This window comes from Hymenobacter terrenus (genome assembly GCF_000972495.1).
Classification (GTDB): domain Bacteria; phylum Bacteroidota; class Bacteroidia; order Cytophagales; family Hymenobacteraceae; genus Hymenobacter; species Hymenobacter terrenus.
Genome location: NZ_LATM01000001.1, coordinates 440525 through 454360, shown reverse-complemented (window position 1 = coordinate 454360; position 13836 = coordinate 440525). Strand labels below are relative to the sequence as shown.

The following is a 13836-nucleotide window of genomic DNA, read 5'->3' as shown; positions in this document are numbered from 1 at the left end:
ATTCATCCGGCTACGCATAGTATTCCAGCGAACCGGCTACTAAGCGAAGCGAGGCCGAATAAAAACCATGCGCTCACGAATTTCTGGCAGTCAATGGCGAATGAGAAGAATGCGGCCTCCCTTATAACAGAGAAGCCGCCGACTGCTAAACAGTTGGCGGCTTCTCTGTTATAAGGGAGCGAATTATTCGGATGCTTTAGGGGCTTTCTTTCTCGAGGTTGCTTGCTCAAACCGAGCTTTTAGCACCTGGAAAATATCCACGGCACCGCTGATGGCCCGCTTGGCAGCCTGTTGCACGGCGTTGTAGTAGGCTAGGGCAGTCACGTAGGATTCGCTGCCGAGCAGAATGGTGGTGCTGTTGAGATTGGTGGTGAGGGGCTGCAAGCGCCGTAGTACGGCGGTGAGTTGCTCCCAGCTTTTCAAGTCCTGCCGCAAGCCCGGCAAATCCAGGTAGGCGGGTGCAAATTGGGGCTGCTGCTCCGAGAACTGCAACGCCTGCTGAATAAATGGCAGCGTGCCATCACTGGCCTTGGGAAGGCGCTGAATTTCCTTGCCGGAGAGCGTGATAAGCACCGGCCCGAGCACCGCTTCCAGCGTGTCGAGCGCGTCGTTTACCTGCTTGAGGTCGGCGTCAGAGATGGTGATTTGGAGGTTATCGGGAGCAGGCATCAGATGAAGAAATAAGTTAAATGGATTTAATCATGTAATGATACATTACATGACCCGAAAGCACCAAGCCCCCGGCGGGCAGCGCGGCATGAAAAAAGGATTGGTGATGAGCAAAGTCAACAAAGAAGGTGCAGAAACTCACGCTATAAAGTGAGCAGACCATGAGGATTGCTAACAAATACTGCGGAGCTACTATGAATAGCTGACGGAAGGTGAGCGTTCGGTCCATCCACTGCGTAATGCGCTCATCAATGGCTTTTTGCTGATTCCGCCAGCTTATGCGGCGCAGTTTCTGCCAGCTGATTTTGATTAAATAGAACAGTATTCGGACCACTGTTCCTACAATAATGGCTCGTATGATTTCCTGTGTCGTGAACATAGGTTTGTGGTTTAGGTAAAAAATGGACTTGACCTTTTAGGGTTCTAGTGACAGTACTTCTTTTCTTCTATTTATTCGTAACAGTTGAGCATATGGTTAAGCAGCTTTTCCAGCAGTTTCTCGCAAGTGTCAAAAGAAGAAGGCTGGTAAATCAATTCATTGGTAATGCGGTCGACGATTTCAAACTTGCCGCTGGTCAAGTTGTGGCAGTAGAGCACGTCGCCGGATTCGGCAAAGAAGACAAATTCCTTGTTGGGTGGGAAGTCGCGCCATTGTTCATTCGCTTCCACTATTCCCCGAAACAGGTATTTAGTTCGTCCTTCCGGCGTGACCCGCGTTTGAGCCTGGCTGGCGTAGAGTTGAATGCCGTTAGCATCGATGCCGTTTGCGAGGCGCAAGAGGTCGAGGTAGGCGGACGGTAAGTGGTAGTTCAACTGCTGGGTACACGCATGGTGGAGCGCTTCAAGCTCTTGAGGTAGTGCCGCAGGGGCTATCCATTGTGCATCGGCCACTGCAAGATGCGAGTGTCACCGGGTGACATGCCCTCTGTAGCCACGTTTTGATAGTTAGTAATAGCCAAATGATACGGGTCGTTCTTAATCAGTAATAAGTTCTGCTCCGAATTGTCACCGCCATCGTCCAAGGGTAATTTGTGGTGGACTTGGCAATCACGAGGACGAATGCCATTGGCCATGTCGTCAATTTCGGCATCAGTTAACCCTGCTTTTTTGAGGGTGGCCCGCTTAGTAGGGTCTGAGCCCAACGCAATAAGGAAGTTTTTCCTTATGGGTGCAAACTTGTCGCGAAGGGCTTTAGTATCGGTCTTGCTTCGCTTGGTATACGCGAGGGAGATGAAATAAAACCCCGGCAACTGGACCATATTTCCCCGCAGAGGCCCGGCCACATCCAAGTCGGTGATGCTGCGGACATGCATGCCCTTGACCTTGGCCAGCAGGGCCAGCAACTCAGCCTGCTCGTCGCCGGTGAGGCTACCACCGGTGGCGCGCTCGTTTTCGAGGTAAGCCAGGCGGGCCTTGTCCTTATCGGTAGGTGGCTGATGGCGGTTCTGAAAGTCCCACTCGGGCTGATAGCCGGGGTCAGAAGGGCTGTTAGTGGAAGTCAGCAGCAGGCCCGCCGTGAGGGCGGCCGGCTACGCATAGCTAAAGACTGAGCAGCTCCTTTACCTAGACGTAGATGCCTGTTCCTCTATTGCAACGACTGCTTCTTGGTAAGTGGTTCGTCCGCGAGGAGAATAGCGGTACACGGTCAACCCACTTTCACTCGTTTCACCTGAACACCACGCTACCATGCCATCGGAAGATATTTCTACAAAGTCATCGGCCCCGCCCGTCTCATCGTTAATGAGGACTGCACAATCAAACCGCTTGCTTAAGGTGTGCGCCAATTTTAATTCAAAAGTTGGCTCAACGGTTACATATTGATTGAAAAGGAGCCGGGCAGAAAAGGGGTAGGCTAATGTGTCCAGCGATACCAAGGTAATGTCCGCGTACAAGTCAGAGGGAGGTACTCCTTCCCAATCCCAGTTCCAGATTGCACTTCTGTCAACGTTCAGGCATTCACTCAGTGCGTCTATCAAGAGAGACTCTTCGATAAGTTTAGAAAAAGTTAGTTCGATGCCCGCTAGTTCTTTGGTCATTTTTTCTTAGAGTTATAAAGTGCCATTAATTTTGCTTCACTGTCGGGGCTAATACCGGGGTTGCCAGCTTTTAGTCTACCTTCTAATTCTTGGCGAGCACCACCATTTAATCCATCGTAAAGGCTCATTTTGCCTAGCACACCAAATTCGGCTTGCGTAAGGTTGACGAAGTCGCCTGGGTTGCCACGAATGGGGTAAATAGAACTGGAACCACCAGCAGCAAGGTGGTCGGAGTGAAACCCATAAACTCGCCCGGATTTAGTGATAAATGTTTGCGTTTGCTGGTCGTAAGCGGCATCACCGGCTTGGATAGCAGCAAAGTCTGCGTTCAGGTCCACATGGCCCATTGCTACGGTTTTGAGGGTATTACGATTACCGCCGCCAAAATATGTTTTATGGGTTATTGTGTTTATTGAATGGGCGTCGGAGGGCTTTTTTAGCTTTGCGACCAATGCTAATTCTGTCGGCCGGTGCATGTAATACGCATACAGGCCAGCTTGGTCGCTGACGTGTACGCCGCGTACTTTAGCCAACAATGCAATCAGCTCTGCTTCCTCATCAGCCGTAAGCGCCCGCTGCTCACGTAAATACTCTAAATGCTCCAGGCGAGCTTTATCTAAGTCCGGTAGTGGAATCGGATGGGCTTTACTAAAGTCCTTTTCCGGGTCATAGCCTGGCGCGTCTACATCATTGGCCGAAGTCAGCAGCAGGCCGGCCGTGAGGGCGGCAGGCCCGGAGAGCAGGCGCAGCATGCTTTGCCAGAGGCGGGCCAGCAGGGTTTCTTCGGCCAGCACGACGACCTCGGGCAGCAGCGGCGGGCCGGTAGGCAGCTTGAACGGGTTATTGGTCAACGCCTGTTGGGGCGGGGTGCCGTGCTCACGGGGCGCGGGCGCGACGTAGGCGGCCGGCGCGCCGGGCGTGAGGGTGAGCTTGGGGGCGGAGATGGTGACGAAAGCCAGGTAGGCGCCTTCGCTGCCATCGAGGTGGCCGTCGTCAAACTCTTCGCGGTAGCCCATGCAGTGGCCCGCCTCCCAGGCGAGGGTTTCGAGCACGGTGCCGTTGGCGGCGCGGAAGAGGATGTAGCCCGGCAGGGGCTTGTGCGGTGCGGCGGCCCAGCCTTCGAGCAGGGTGTCGTCGGGCACGTCGAGCACGAGGTCGATATGACCCTGGCGCACCTTAGCGATGACGCGGCCCCGCTCGTCGGTGGCCTGGGTGAAGGCGTAGGTGCAGTGCCGCAGGGGGTAGCCGTAGCCGGCCACGTGCAGCTCGGCGTAAAAGGAAGCCATGCCAGGTAAAGAGCAGGGTAGAGGGAAAGGAACGGCCTAAAGCTATGCCACGGCGGCAGTTCTCAAAGCGTCGTGCTTGCCGCTGCATGCAACTTCTGCCATCGCTGGGTCGGTAGGGGCAGTTTCTCCCTCCGTACAGCCTTAATCCATCACTGGCCGGGCTTACTCCAGAGGTAGGTGGTTGCGCTCGATAAAGTCCCGAAATGGCTTGCGGTACGTGTCGCTGATGGGCAGCAGCCGGCCGCCTACTACCTGAACTTTATCCTTGTACACGGCCTCAATGCCCGCTAGCGCCACGATATAGGACTGGTGAATGCGGATGAACTGCTGGGTCGGCAGTTGCGTCTCCAGGGTCTTGAGCCGCTGCAAGCTCACGATTTTCTGCTGGCGCGTGTGCAGGGCCACGTAATCCCGCAGGCCTTCGACGAACAGCAGGTCGTTCAGGTTGATGTTGACCAGCTTCGTGCCATCCTTCACAAAGAGGAACGCGGGCGGCGTAGCGGGGGCGGGTGGCGGCGTGGCCAGGCGCTGGCTGACTTTGTGCACGGCGCGCAAGAACCGGTCGAGGGCAATGGGCTTGAGCAGGTAGTCCACCACATCCAGCTCGTAGCTTTCGAGGGCATACTCGGAGTACGCGGTGGTGAAAATCACGAGTGGCTGGCGGGGCAGGGCGCGGAGCAGGCCCAGGCCGGTCAGCTCGGGCATGTGCACGTCCAGAAATAGCAAGTCGATGGGGTGCTGGCGCAGAATGTCGAGGGCGGCCAAGGGGCTGGCGCAGGCGGCGTGCAGGCGCAGAAACGGGGCCTTCGCCACGTACTCTGTCAGGAGGTTGCGGGCCAGGGGCTCGTCGTCGACGATGAGGCAGGAGTAGGGGCCGCTCATGCCGCCAATGTTAAGTGGAGGTGCACGTGGTAGCGGTCGGGGCGGTCTTCGACCCGTAGCTGATACCGGCCGGGGTAGCTCAGCTCCAGCCGGCGCTGCACGTTTTGTAGGCCCAGGCCCGACGGTGCTTCGCTGGCTGGCCGGACCATGGTGGGTAGCTTGCTGTTTTCGACGGTGCACGAGCATTGGGCGGCGGCCAGGTGAATGCGGACATCGACCCAGGCATCGGGCGAATTGTTACTCACGCCGTGCTTGAAGGCATTTTCCAGAAAAGTGATGAAGAGGAGTGGGGCAATGTGCACCCCCTCGACCGAGGAGCCTTCGACTACCAGCCGAATGGGGATTTCGTGGTTCAGGCGCAGCTTCTCCAGGCTGATGTAGTTCTGCATGTACTCAATTTCCTTACTCAGCAGCACTTGCCGGTGGTTGGAGTCCTCAATCATATAGCGCATCATTTGCGAGAGCTTGGCGATGACTTCTGTGGTATTGGGCGACTGCTTGTAGGCCAGATAATAGAGGTTGTTGAGGGTGTTGAAGAGGAAATGCGGATTGATTTGGGCCTTCAGGAATTTGAGTTCAGCGGTTAGCTGAGCGTTTTCCAGGGTTTTGGTGCGGGCTTCCAATTCAAACCAGCCCATCGCAAACCGCAGGAGGCCTACAAACAACACCAAAAAAAAGGTGGAAGCTGCCGACGAAATCCAGTAGATGGGCTTTTGGAGATAACCAACCTGCGGCGAACTCGTGCCGAGCAAGTATTGCAGCGCAAGGATGCGCAGCGCCACTGCCAGCCCAAACGGTCCGATGAATTCCAGCACGTACTGCCCCAGGCGCTGGTGTACCAGCCAACGCGGCAGCAGTACAAAGTAGTTGAAGTACGCAATGAGCCAGTAGGAGACCAGTGGTACCAGCACGAGGACCTGCGCCTGCTGCTGTGTGTACTCAGTTATGGATTGATACTGGTACCAATACAGCGAGAAGTAAGCGCTCCAAAAAGAAACGTGCAGCAGCGCCATGCGGTGGCGCCGAAAGAATGCGGCCATGCTCGGGGGAGGCACCTTATTGCCCCGGGAAAGATACTGCCCGCCGCCCGCTGGCTCTACTGCCGCAGCGCTTTTGAGGCCAGGAGCGAGGCTGCTGATGCAGGTTTGGCCCCAGGCCGCCGCCCGACGGGCCAGCCAAAGTGCCGAACGTGTCGAACAAAACGTCCGGAGTGTCGAAAATGCGGCCTGGTGGGGCAGGAGGGCGTGTTCCTTTGCAGCACAACAGGTCTTTAACCTCTATGAATTACATCCTCATCTCACTACTTTGGCTGGCCGGCGCGGCCAGCGCCGTGGCCCAGACTCCCGCGCACCTAGTGCCGGCTGCCCAGCTGTTCAATCAGCGCTACTTTCGGCCTCGTAACGTGTTTGTAAAGCTGACTTGGCTGGATAAAAACGCCCAGGTACAGAAGGAGCGCGTGCTCAACCTCGTGACCCGGGTCGACTCGGCAAACCATCGACTTACCTTTTTGCAACTGCGCAACGACGGCAAACGCGACTCCAGCGTAGCCGAACTGCCCACGCTTCGGCCAGTGTACGTGGGCTCGGTGGGCGCGGGGCAGAAGGTGGCGTTTGACTACCGCGGTGGCTTAGCCATCAAGGTGCTGCTGGAGCGCAACGGCAAGATCGAACTCAACGAAGGTTTTACCATGCCTCAGCCGTACTTCGACGGCTACCTGAGTGAGTACCTGCTGGGCGCGCTGCCCCTGCGGCCCGGCTACACGGCCGAGTTCGAATCGTACAGCGCTGAACTGCGCCGCAATAGCGTCACGCGCATCAAGCGCGTAACGGCCGACGCGCTCGCCGGACCAGGGGGCCAGTTCGTGCGGGCTCACCACGTCACGCTCGCCGCCAATGGCCTCGAAGCAGAGTACTGGCTCGATGCGACTACGGGCGAATTTCTCCGTTCGGTATTCGCCCAACCCGATGGTAGCCTGTTCATCAAAACCAAAATCTGATGCCGCGTGGGCGGCCATCTGCCCGCTGCATTGCTTCTGCTGAGCCGCGACTTCATTTTCAATGCTCACTTACTAAAGCCTTGGCTTTGCCTCACCTGCGAGGCTACTCGGGCGCCGGGCGCAAGGCCTGCCGCTTGGTGCTTAGCAGGGTTGTCTTGGCGCGCCTGGTGAAAAGTCAACCGCAACATCATGTGCGAATTATGAAAAGGTATTCAATGAGGAATACGTTGCTTGCCGGGCTGATATTGGTAGCTATGGCAGGGTCAGCCGTCGGTCAGGTACCCGCGGCGCGTATGCGCGAACTGGATTTTTTTCTGGGCGAATGGGCTGGCCAAGGAGCGTTTGCCACTGGCAAGCCCATTGAGGCCGATGTGTCGTTCGTGGGTGACCTCGACGGGCAGGTATTGGTGTACCGTCACGCCGACCGTCTGCCTAACATTTTTAAGTCATTATCGGCCTGGAGCTTCAACGCGGCAACAAATCAATTTGAAGCCGTGCTCCACGACAATTTTGGTGGCGTTCGCCGGTTTGCCGCCGCCGGCTGGTTGGCCAACCAACTGGTATTTGAACCGGCGCCCGCCATTGGAGCGGCTGCGGCGCCCCCGGCAGAGCGGTTTGTGTACGAAAAACTGACCACCACCACCTTCAAAATGACTTATGAGCGTGACCGACATGACGGCCGCGGCTGGCGGTTGGGCGACTATCTGGTGTTCAAGCTGAAAACCCGCCAAAGTCCGGTTGAATTGCTGGATTGGCAACGAGATAGATTCGTTCTTTTCGACAAAATATAGCGTTGTGGCCAGGCCCAGGCTCAGGGTTCTATAGCCCATTTTTCGCCCTGCGAAGACGATTTTACACCCTAGACCTTCATCGTTTAATTAGTTCTTCATGAATTATTTGAAGCAGCGAGTTACTTTCTGGCAGCGCCTGGCCGGGCGTACTTCAGTACTACATGTTGCGGTTGTGCTGGCCGCGACCTTGGCCGTTGGGCAACCGGGTGCTGCCCAGGGCCAGCAGCTGCCGACGGCGGCCACCGAGCGGGCGCGTGCATTGCTGAGCCGCGCCGTGCAGCAGATGGGTGGCGCCGACCGCTGGCGCGCCGTGGGTAGCCTGCGCCTTACTGGCCGAGGTCATTACAACCTGCTCGAGCAATCGGAACGATTCGAAGGTCCTTACATTCCGGCGTACTTCAGTTTTGATGAGCTGCGCGATGTGAACCAGCGGCAGGCGCGGCTGCACCGGGTCGACGCCATGCTGGGCAGCACTTTTGGCCGCACCACAGTGGTTACGGATTCGGTGGTGGCGCTGGGAGGGCGGGGACGGTTTGCTCCAGGGCCTGCCGACGTGCAGGAGGAGAACTACTTGAGCCCCGGAACGGTGCTGTTTACGGCGTTGGCGGCGCCCGACCTGCGCTCCGCTAAAGACACTGTGCTGCAAGGAGTGACTCAATACGTGGTGGCCTTCACGTGGCGCAACTGGCCGGTGCGCCTGTTTCTGAACCACGATACGGGCCTGCCCACGGGCCAGGAAATCACGCGGCCCGTCAACGACCGGTATTTCTTTCAGATATGGGGCGATATTAAAATCGTGAACCTGTACTCGTTTTGGACGCTTGACCCCACCGGGCTGCGGTACCCATTGCAGACCGATACCTGGTACAATGGCCAGTACTACCGCACAGCGCTAGTGGAGCAGTTTCGTGTGAATGCCAGCGCCCCGGCCGACTCGTTTGCTGTGCCTGCGGCCGTGCGGAGGGCTTATCAGGCCCGCCAGCGCCAGCCTTTACCCGTGATTGGTGGTGTTGCCCGCCCGGCCGCCGAAATCGCACCGGGCGTGTATGAAATACCGGGCAATTGGGATGTGACAGTGGTGAAGCAGTCCGACGGCCTGGTAATTATCGAAGCACCTATTTCTTCGGCGTATTCGGCGGGCGTACTGGCGAAAGCTCAGCAGCTATACCCGGGGCTGCCCGTGAAAGCCGTCATCAGCACCTCCGACGCGTGGCCGCACTTCGGCGGCTTGCGCGAGTACGCGGCCCGCAACATTCCGGTGTATGCGCTGGACCTGAACCGCCCTATTATTGAAAAGCTGTTACGCTCGTCGTTTCGGACCAAGCCGGATGCCTGGCAGCAAACCTCCCGAAAAAAGCCGTCTATCCGGTATGTGAGCCAGAAGCTGACGCTAGGTCAGGGCCCTAATCGGCTGGAAATTGCCCCCATGCGCAGTGAAACCGGTGAACGCATGATGCTCGTGTATTTTCCTGAACATCATTTGCTCTACGGTAGCGACCTCGTTCAGCTTAATGCTGACAATACCACTTTCTTCCAACTCCAGTACACGGCGGAGGTGCGCGGCCGGGCCGAGGAACTGGGCTGGCCGGTGCAGCGCGTGTTCGCCATGCACACCAGCCCCCTGGCCTGGGAGAAAATTATCCGGGCCACCGAACCGACTACTGGCTTCTGAAGCCAGAATGCACCGGCAACCAGTTGAAAAGGAGGGGCGTACAAGGGGTATACCAAGTATCCTGACACAATGGCTAGCAAACGCGAACTAACAGAACCGCACGAGGGCGATAAACGCTACGTCCGCCGTGACGAGGAAGGCCGGATTGAGGAATCGGTTGACTTGCACCGGTCCCTATCGCAAGACGATAAGCACAACTCCAAAAAGACCAGCAAGCCCGGCCAGGGCGACAAAGGCGACGGCCACACCGGCAACCGGAAGCCCGCTAAATAGGCTATTACCAAACAGGCCCTGCTGTAACCACGGCGGGGCCTGTTTGGGATTGGTGGGCTGGAAAGCCCGTGATAAGCCACGCGAAAGTGCTAGGCTTTCGGACTCATCTTCGGAGAAAATGTTTGGTAGGCCAGTGCTGCCAACCAGGCTAGCAGCGCCCCCACGGCGGCCCCCCCCAGTACGTCAGTTGGGTAGTGGGCACCTAAATAGATGCGGCTGTAGGAGAGTAGGCCCGCCCAAATGAAAGCACCTGTTTTGAGGCCGCGCAGGCGGCTGGCGGGCAGCACCAGCAGCAGAAAAATCGCCAGAGCCATCGAGTTAGCCGCGTGGGAGGACAGGAAGCCGAATTGCCCGCCGCAGCCATCGGGCAAGTGGAGCTGGTAGGCCAGCACGCCGTCATGGCAGGGGCGGGGGCGGGCGAAAAAGGGCTTAAACAAGCGGCTGGTGATGCTGTCGGCCAGAGAGACGGCTGCTATCACGAGCGGCAGGAGCAGCACGGCCTGCCGCCGGAAGTAATAAATCAGCCAGATAATGAGCAGCGCGTAAGCTGGGAACCACACGTAGCGGTTGGAGGCAAAAGTCATTATCGCATCCAGGGCCGGGGTGTGGGCGTGGTTGATAGCCACCAGCAGGCGGCGGTCAAGGTCCTTGAGAGACTGGAAAGAAAAAAGTAAAAACGGAGAACTAAAAAGGAGCATTTTTGTGGTCCGACAAGGGTGTTTTTAGCTTTTAACTCTCCGAAGCAATTGAGTAAATCGAAGAAGATATTCGAACCGTCATGCTGAGCGCCGCCGAAGCATGACGGTTGGGTGAATTACGAAACAGCTTCTCCGTTTTTAATTCAGCTATTCCAGCCAGTCAACGCCTTTGCGAAGCCAGGCCAGGGTGGCCGCTTCGGGGGTGCCGGGGGCGGGTGGGGCGGGGTTGTAGGCCCAGCCGGTGCGCGGGGGCAGGCTCATGAGAATGGATTCGGTCCGGCCGCCGGTTTCGAGGCCGAAGCGGGTGCCGCGGTCGAAGGCCAGGTTGAACTCGGCGTAGCGGGCGCGGCGGATGGTTTGCCAGGCTTCTTCGCGTTCGGTGAAAGTGAGCGCCTGGTTTTCAGTCATTACCTCGGTATAGAAGGGCCCGAATAGCTCGGCTACATCGCGCATGAAAGCGAATAGCTCTTCCAGCGTGCCATCCGAACCAACGGTGAGGCGGTCATAGAAAATGCCGCCTACGCCCCGGGTTTCCTGGCGGTGCGGCAGGAAGAAATAGTCATCGGCCCAGCGCGTGAACTTGGGATAATAGGCTGGATTGTGGCGGTCGCAAACTTCGCGCAGCTGGGTATGGAACCGGCGGGCCTGCCCCTCGTCCACATAAATCGGGGTTAGGTCGATGCCGCCGCCAAACCACGCCTCACCGTTGCCGGCTTCGAAATAGCGTACGTTCATGTGGATGATGGGCACCCGGGGGCTGCGCGGGTGCAGCACCACGCTCACGCCGGTGGCGTAGAAATGCGGGTCGGGCATGTGGAGCTGCCGAGCAGCGGCTTCGCTCATCTGGCCCCAGACGGCGGAAAAACCTACCCCACCTTTTTCGAGAATGCGGCCGTTTTCCAGCACTTTCGAGCGGCCACCCCCGCCGCCTTCGCGCTGCCAGGCATCGGTGCGGAAGCGGGACGGGCCGGCATCGGCCGCTTCGAGCTGCTGGCAGAGGCGGAGCTGAAAATCAGCCAGCCAGGTTTCAATTTCGGGGCGAGAGGTGGGAGAGAAAGACGAAATCACAAGAGGTTGACCGCAAAGGGCACAGAAGAAAGGCGGAAGTAGGGGCGTGGGGGCAAGTCGCCGTGGCCGGGCCAAAGATACGGTAGCGGGTGGAGCGTACTTTTGTGGCCTCACTTTTCCTGCGCCCAATGTCTGAATTTGCTGCTTCCGCTGCTTCTGAAACTACCGACCTGGCTTCTACCCGCGTAGCCAATGCCGCGGCCGCGGCGGCGGCGGCCTTCACAGCTCCCACCGGCCCTGCCGCCTCGGTGCCGGCGTTGGATAAAGAGCTACTGCGGCGGGCCTACCGCCTCATGCAGACGGCCGCTGCCATGGCCACGCTCTACGAAGAAGAAAAAGCCACGGCCGCCCGCTACGTGCATGCCACCGCCCGGGGCCACGAAGCCGTCCAACTGGCCGCTGCCTTCCTCCTTACCGAAACCGACTACGCCGCGCCCTATTACCGTGACGATGCCCTGCTGCTCGGCCTGGGCCTGCGGCCCTATGAGTTGATGCTGCAACTGTTGGCCAAGGCCGACGACCCCTTTAGCGGGGGGCGCACCTACTATTCGCACCCTTCGCTGCGGCGGGCGGGCATCCCGGTTATTCCGCACCAAAGCTCGGCCACGGGCATGCAGGCCATTCCGGCCACGGGCATGGCCCATGCCATCAAGTATTTTGAAAGCACTAAAATTGAGAAGGTCAGCACTGAAAACGAGCCCGCCGCTTCAGTTGAAAAAACAACTTCCATCGCTCAGCTTTCAACGCCAAACTCGCCGCCGCTGGTGCTCTGCTCCATTGGCGATGGGGCGATGACCGAGGGCGAGGTGGCGGAAGCCTTGCAAATGGCCGTGCTGCACCAGCTACCCATTGTGTATTTGGTGCAGGACAATGACTGGGGCATTTCGGCCACCGGCCGCGAAATGCGCGCCATGAATGCCTATGAGTTTGCGGCTGGTTTTCCAGGGCTGCGGCGCTTGCAAGTGGACGGGGCCGATTTTGGGTCGTCGCATCGTGGGCTGACTGAAGCTTTTGCGCACGTGCGGGCCCGGCGCGGGCCTGTGCTGGTGCACGCCAAATGCCCCTTGCTGGGCCACCACACCAGCGGCGTGCGGCGCGAGTGGTACCGCCACGACTTGGTGGCGCACCAGGAGCAGGACCCGCTGCCCCGCCTACACCAGCAAATGCTGCGAAACGGCTTCGGCGAAGAGGAGCTGGCGGGGCTGACCGCTGAGGCCCAGGCTACCGTACGCGCCGACTGGGCCGAAGCGCTGGCTGCTCCCAACCCTGACCCGACCACCTTTGCCGACCACGAATTTGCGCCCCCCGCCGTAACCGCCGAGGCCGGCGAGCGCAGCCCCGCCGGCGCCGAAAAAGTGCTGATGGTAGACGCGGGCCTGCACGCCGTGGACGACATTTTGCGGGAGTTTCCCGAGGCCCTCTTTTATGGCCAGGACGTGGGCGGCGAGCTGGGCGGCGTATTCCGCGAAGCCGCGCTGCTGGCCAAAAAATACGGTGATTCGCGGGTGTTCAACACGCCTATTCAGGAGGCGTATATCGTGGGCAGCACGGCGGGCATGGCGGCCGTGGGTGCGCGGCCCATCGTCGAAATTCAGTTTGCCGACTACATCTGGCCTTCGCTGAATCAGCTGGTGGAAGAGCTTTCGAAATCGTGCTACCTCTCCATGGGCAAGTTCCCGATTCCGGCCCTCATCCGGGTGCCGATTGGGGCTTATGGCGGCGGCGGGCCCTACCATTCGGGCTCAATTGAAAGCACGCTCCTTACCATTCGGGGCATTAAAGTAGTGTATCCGAGCAACGCGGCCGATATGAAAGGGCTGATGCGGGCGGCATTCCTGGACCCCAACCCGGTGGTGATGCTGGAGCACAAGGGTCTGTATTGGAGCAAGGTGCCGGGTACCGAAGACGCCAAAACCGTGGAGCCCGCGGCTGGCTACGTCATCCCGCTGGGTCAGGCCGCCGTAGCCCAGGCCGCCGACCCGGAGAAGCTGAGCCAGGGCGAAACCGCTCTGGTAGTGACCTATGGCATGGGCGTACACTGGGCCAAAGCTGCCAGCCGCAACTTCCCCGGCCAGGTCGAAATCCTGGACCTGCGCACCTTGAACCCACTCGATTTTGAGGCCGTGACTACGGCCACTCGCCGCCACGGCAAAGTGCTGGTGCTCACCGAAGAGCCGCTGATGAACAGTTTCGCCGAAAGTCTGGCCGGCCGCATTCAACGCCACTGCTTCGAAGCGCTCGATGCGCCGGTCTTCACCCTTGGCGCCGCCAACCTGCCCGCCATTGCCCTCAACGTGGAACTGGAGCGGCAAATGCTGCCCAGCGCCGCCAAAGTAGCCGTAGCACTAGGGGAGCTACTGGGGTATTAGCGCGGCTTCGGGGTAGCGTTGCGCGAACTACAGAATTCGTGTAATGCTACCCCGACCGTGAAACCGTGTTAGAATGTTTCGGCTCCACTCAGCCTG

The 13836-nt window shown here is 58.6% G+C and carries 15 protein-coding genes; 5 read left to right on the top strand and 10 right to left on the bottom strand.

Annotated elements, in window-relative coordinates; genetic code table 11:
- Positions 1-183 precede the first annotated feature (183 nt).
- From WX88_RS01975 to WX88_RS01935, 8 genes are all read right to left on the bottom strand, one after another.
- Complete coding sequence (locus WX88_RS01975) at positions 184-669, bottom strand: hypothetical protein (RefSeq protein ID WP_046242598.1); 486 nt, start codon at positions 667-669, stop codon at positions 184-186.
- 16 nt (positions 670-685) lie between these two features.
- Positions 686-1048, bottom strand: a complete 363-nt coding sequence (locus WX88_RS01970; protein WP_046242597.1) for a hypothetical protein — start codon at positions 1046-1048, stop codon at positions 686-688.
- 71 nt (positions 1049-1119) lie between these two features.
- Positions 1120-1560: a YrhA family protein gene (locus WX88_RS01965; protein ID WP_231590603.1), complete on the bottom strand. Its 441-nt coding sequence runs from the start codon at positions 1558-1560 to the stop codon at positions 1120-1122.
- Positions 1539-2012, bottom strand: coding sequence for a hypothetical protein (locus WX88_RS01960; RefSeq protein ID WP_156175901.1), 474 nt, complete (start codon positions 2010-2012; stop codon positions 1539-1541). Before WX88_RS01960 ends, WX88_RS01965 begins: the two co-directional genes overlap by 22 nt.
- A 216-nt stretch (positions 2013-2228) precedes the next feature.
- On the bottom strand, positions 2229-2705 hold the full coding sequence (locus tag WX88_RS01950) for a hypothetical protein (protein WP_046242593.1): 477 nt from the start codon (positions 2703-2705) through the stop codon (positions 2229-2231).
- Complete coding sequence (tssD, locus tag WX88_RS01945; RefSeq protein WP_046242592.1) at positions 2702-3991, bottom strand: type VI secretion system tube protein TssD; 1290 nt, start codon at positions 3989-3991, stop codon at positions 2702-2704. The genes WX88_RS01950 and tssD overlap by 4 nt, the downstream gene beginning before the upstream one ends.
- Positions 3992-4153: 162 nt before the next feature.
- Positions 4154-4873 carry a LytR/AlgR family response regulator transcription factor gene (locus WX88_RS01940; RefSeq protein WP_046242591.1) on the bottom strand — a complete coding sequence of 240 codons (720 nt, stop codon included), beginning with the start codon at positions 4871-4873 and terminating at the stop codon, positions 4154-4156.
- Complete coding sequence (locus tag WX88_RS01935) at positions 4870-5913, bottom strand: sensor histidine kinase (protein WP_046242590.1); 1044 nt, start codon at positions 5911-5913, stop codon at positions 4870-4872. Before WX88_RS01935 ends, WX88_RS01940 begins: the two co-directional genes overlap by 4 nt.
- Before the next feature lie 239 nt (positions 5914-6152).
- Here WX88_RS01935 and WX88_RS01930 point away from each other — a divergent pair, with 239 nt between their 5' ends.
- The 4 genes from WX88_RS01930 to WX88_RS01915 all read left to right on the top strand — a co-directional run bounded on the left by WX88_RS01930 (position 6153) and on the right by WX88_RS01915 (position 9605).
- On the top strand, positions 6153-6869 hold the full coding sequence (locus WX88_RS01930; RefSeq protein ID WP_046242589.1) for a DUF3108 domain-containing protein: 717 nt from the start codon (positions 6153-6155) through the stop codon (positions 6867-6869).
- 293 nt (positions 6870-7162) lie between these two features.
- Positions 7163-7660: a hypothetical protein gene (locus WX88_RS01925; protein WP_197076637.1), complete on the top strand. Its 498-nt coding sequence runs from the start codon at positions 7163-7165 to the stop codon at positions 7658-7660.
- 97 nt (positions 7661-7757) lie between these two features.
- A complete protein-coding gene (locus WX88_RS01920; protein ID WP_046242587.1) occupies positions 7758-9332 on the top strand; it encodes an MBL fold metallo-hydrolase in 1575 nt (524 codons plus the stop codon).
- A gap of 69 nt (positions 9333-9401) precedes the next feature.
- A complete protein-coding gene (locus WX88_RS01915; RefSeq protein ID WP_046242586.1) occupies positions 9402-9605 on the top strand; it encodes a hypothetical protein in 204 nt (67 codons plus the stop codon).
- A gap of 89 nt (positions 9606-9694) precedes the next feature.
- On the opposite strand, the gene WX88_RS01910 is transcribed toward WX88_RS01915, so the two are convergent.
- The gene (locus tag WX88_RS01910) at positions 9695-10303 is read right to left on the bottom strand and encodes a phosphatase PAP2 family protein (RefSeq protein WP_046242585.1); all 609 of its coding nucleotides are present in this window, start codon (positions 10301-10303) and stop codon (positions 9695-9697) included.
- 147 nt (positions 10304-10450) lie between these two features.
- Positions 10451-11371 (bottom strand): oxygen-dependent coproporphyrinogen oxidase, encoded by a 921-nt coding sequence (gene hemF, locus WX88_RS01905; protein WP_394331740.1) that lies wholly within the window; start codon positions 11369-11371, stop codon positions 10451-10453.
- Positions 11372-11664: 293 nt separating this feature from the next.
- Between hemF and WX88_RS01900 the strand changes: the two genes are divergently transcribed.
- Entirely contained in the window at positions 11665-13740 is a 2076-nt protein-coding gene (locus tag WX88_RS01900) for an alpha-ketoacid dehydrogenase subunit alpha/beta (RefSeq protein ID WP_394331742.1), read from the top strand.
- Positions 13741-13836 lie beyond the last annotated feature (96 nt).

What these genes read in the sequence shown, in the direction of transcription:
- WX88_RS01925 (WP_197076637.1), top strand. Translation starts at nt 7,163, where the DNA reads ATGCGCGAACTGGATTTTTTTCTGGGCGAATGGGCTGGCCAAGGAGCG.
- WX88_RS01950 (WP_046242593.1), bottom strand. Translation starts at nt 2,705, where the DNA reads ATGACCAAAGAACTAGCGGGCATCGAACTAACTTTTTCTAAACTTATC.
- WX88_RS01940 (WP_046242591.1), bottom strand. Translation starts at nt 4,873, where the DNA reads ATGAGCGGCCCCTACTCCTGCCTCATCGTCGACGACGAGCCCCTGGCC.
- WX88_RS01930 (WP_046242589.1), top strand. Translation starts at nt 6,153, where the DNA reads ATGAATTACATCCTCATCTCACTACTTTGGCTGGCCGGCGCGGCCAGC.
- WX88_RS01970 (WP_046242597.1), bottom strand. Translation starts at nt 1,048, where the DNA reads ATGTTCACGACACAGGAAATCATACGAGCCATTATTGTAGGAACAGTG.
- WX88_RS01975 (WP_046242598.1), bottom strand. Translation starts at nt 669, where the DNA reads ATGCCTGCTCCCGATAACCTCCAAATCACCATCTCTGACGCCGACCTC.
- WX88_RS01935 (WP_046242590.1), bottom strand. Translation starts at nt 5,913, where the DNA reads ATGGCCGCATTCTTTCGGCGCCACCGCATGGCGCTGCTGCACGTTTCT.
- WX88_RS01900 (WP_394331742.1), top strand. Translation starts at nt 11,665, where the DNA reads ATGCAGACGGCCGCTGCCATGGCCACGCTCTACGAAGAAGAAAAAGCC.
- WX88_RS01915 (WP_046242586.1), top strand. Translation starts at nt 9,402, where the DNA reads ATGGCTAGCAAACGCGAACTAACAGAACCGCACGAGGGCGATAAACGC.
- WX88_RS01910 (WP_046242585.1), bottom strand. Translation starts at nt 10,303, where the DNA reads ATGCTCCTTTTTAGTTCTCCGTTTTTACTTTTTTCTTTCCAGTCTCTC.
- tssD (WP_046242592.1), bottom strand. Translation starts at nt 3,991, where the DNA reads ATGGCTTCCTTTTACGCCGAGCTGCACGTGGCCGGCTACGGCTACCCC.
- WX88_RS01920 (WP_046242587.1), top strand. Translation starts at nt 7,758, where the DNA reads ATGAATTATTTGAAGCAGCGAGTTACTTTCTGGCAGCGCCTGGCCGGG.